Annotated in this window: 4 protein-coding genes; all 4 read right to left on the bottom strand. The window is 44.4% G+C overall.

Going from position 1 to position 2,679, the window contains the following annotated elements:
* Window positions 1-75: 75 nt before the first annotated feature.
* On the bottom strand, window positions 76-579 hold the full coding sequence (ahbB, locus tag AC29Z1_RS16205) for a siroheme decarboxylase subunit beta (RefSeq protein WP_488272488.1): 504 nt from the start codon (window positions 577-579) through the stop codon (window positions 76-78).
* A 44-nt stretch (window positions 580-623) separates the two neighbouring features.
* Window positions 624-1,073 carry a siroheme decarboxylase subunit alpha gene (gene ahbA / locus AC29Z1_RS16200; protein ID WP_488272487.1) on the bottom strand — a complete coding sequence of 150 codons (450 nt, stop codon included), beginning with the start codon at window positions 1,071-1,073 and terminating at the stop codon, window positions 624-626.
* Window positions 1,074-1,140: 67 nt separating this feature from the next.
* Window positions 1,141-1,779, bottom strand: coding sequence for a ribosome biogenesis GTP-binding protein YihA/YsxC (gene yihA, locus AC29Z1_RS16195; RefSeq protein ID WP_488272486.1), 639 nt, complete (start codon window positions 1,777-1,779; stop codon window positions 1,141-1,143).
* The coding region (locus tag AC29Z1_RS16190) for a S16 family serine protease (protein ID WP_488272485.1) at window positions 1,779-2,679 on the bottom strand (901 nt) is incomplete at its 5' end. The genes yihA and AC29Z1_RS16190, both read right to left, overlap by 1 nt.

The raw sequence follows: 2,679 nt of genomic DNA, 5'->3' as shown, positions 1-2,679 counted from the left end.
AAAAACATCACCTTTCTGCTGCCAAGTAGGAGCCATATTCATTCCGCCATCAACGTATAGTACCTCATAAAAATTCTAAGAACAATCACCAGTGCCCTCTCCCTTAGCAAATTCGGGAAAGTAATTCATACTGGTCTTTTTCCATTCTCGGGTGCTGAAAAGTAAAACATATTGATCTAGTCCAGCAGCTTTGGCCAATGTATCGGCTAACGCCCGGCATTCCTCACGAGTATGAGCATGGAGCATAGTATAAAAATTATAAGGCCATTCAGGCTGTGAAATTCGTGAATAACAATGGGTAACAGCTCGATACCCGGACATTAGCTTTCCAACCTCTGCAAGCCGTGTTTCTGGCACATTCCAGACACACAATGCATTAGCGGCATACCCCACTTCCCGGTGCCGTAATACAGCGCCGATTTTGCGCAACCAGCCCATTTTACGATAGTTATCAAGTCTTGCCAGCAGTTCCTGTTCGCTAATACCAATTTTCTCCGCCAATACTCGATAGGGTTCAGACACGAGCGGAAAGTCACATTGCAAAACAGCAATTATTTTTTTGTCTAGGTTATCTAACATAAAACACCTCGCAGGTTATTCATCACTACGCTAATACCGTATGTTTATAAATTAAACTCGACACTTACTTTATATTTTTCTATGGCAGGAAGGCTAAGCAACCCTTCCACCCCCGGTAAACAGCGAATTTTTTCCAGAATGCGATCCTGCTCAGCTTGTTCGGCAGTAAGAAGAGTAAACCAAAGATTATATTCGCCTTCACGCTCGTAGTTATGAGTTACACCAGGATAAGCATTTATGGCCTGAGCAACGGCGGCAATCTGCTCGGAACAGACTTTTACCGCAACCAGCGTACTAACATACCCCAAGCGGGCAGAGTCGAAAAAAGTACCAAGCCGTCTTATATAGCCATTGTCTTTGAGCCAGCCCAATCGTTCCAGTACCGTATGTTCCTCAACATGTAGCCACTCGGCTACTTTCGCATAAGGCCTTGGTTCCAGCGGTAGCCTGGTTTGAATAATATTAAGCAACTCTTTATCAAATTGGGTTAGCATAGATATCCTCCCGACTTTGACTATAAGTAAAGGGACAGCCGGCTGACTGTCCCCTCCGTATATGCTTTTATTTTAACAAAATATTCTTAATAACGTCAAGAAGTTCATCCCGCCCCGTGTTGGTTACTGCTGAAAAGGTGATTATACGACCATCGGGATTAAGTTGCCGCATGTTAATACCTTTCGCAATAGCCTGGACTTGCTGCTGAATGCGGCTCTTGGAAATTTTATCAGCTTTGGTAGCAACCACCTGCACAGTAAGACCATGCTGTATTAACCACTGATAGACGTTACTATCACTTTCCATGGGTGGATGGCGTACATCAATCAATTGACATACCAGCTTAAGACGGTTGGATGTTAACCAATATTCTTCAATAAATTTAGACCATGTAGCCTGAGCTGACTGTGCCCTTTTAGCATACCCATAGCCAGGCAAGTCAACCAGCATAAATTCTAAGCACGATTGGTCGGGCAATTTGCCTGTCACCCGGAAAAAATTAATCGTCTGGGTTTTTCCCGGTGTGCTGCTAGTATGAGCCAGCCCTTTGCGACGGCATAAAGCGTTAATGAGCGACGATTTGCCAACATTAGATCGCCCAATAAACGCTATCTCTGTCAGATCACCTTGAGGATATTGACTGGCGTTAACAGCGGAAGCAGCAAAACTAGCATTGATAATATTAAAAGAAACCGTGTCTGTCATTACTCTTTCACCATTGCAGTTTGCAGCACTTCATCCATGTGTTCAACAAACACAAATTCGAGATTCCGTTTGACATTTGCCGGAATTTCGTCAATATCACGTTTGTTTTCTTTAGGCAGCACAACGGTTTTAATTCCTGCCCGATGCGCGGCAAGTACTTTTTCCTTAATGCCGCCGACAGGCAGCACTCTACCGCGGAGAGTTATTTCTCCCGTCATGGCTACATCGCTTCTAATCGGTTTGCCAGTCAATGCGGATGCAACAGCAGTTGCCATAGTTATGCCGGCAGACGGACCATCTTTGGGAATAGCTCCCTCAGGCAGATGGATATGAATATCCAGTTTTTCGTGGAAATCTTCTTCAATTCCCATTTCTTTAGCTCGTGACCGAATATAACTGAACCCGGCTTGTGCCGATTCTTGCATCACATCACCTAATTGACCAGTTAAGGTAAGTTTCCCCTTGCCCTTCATGGTTGAAATCTCCACAGCCAGTACATCACCACCAACTTCTGTCCAAGCAAGGCCGGTAGCAACTCCTACCTGACTGTCTTTTTCGGCTTGCGCGTGGCGATATTTAGGAGCTCCTAGGAAAGTATGCAAATTTTGTGTTGTAAATTTAATCACAGGCCCTTGGCCCTGGACAATCTTACGCGCCGCCTTACGGCAGAGATTTGCAATATTGCGCTCAAGATTTCGAACACCAGCCTCACGGGTATAGTCACGGATGATTTTGGCGATGGTGCTTTCAGAAAATGAAATCTGCTGAGGCGTGAGTCCATGATCGGTTGTTTGTTTGGGAATAAGATAACGTTTAGCAATTTCTATTTTTTCTTCTTCGGTATAACCGGCAATACTGATAACTTCCATTCGGTCTAATAAGGGTTTAGGAATATTATGC

It is taken from the genome of Sporomusa sp. (genome assembly GCF_057736855.1).
This window is presented reverse-complemented; position numbering and strand designations above follow the sequence as displayed.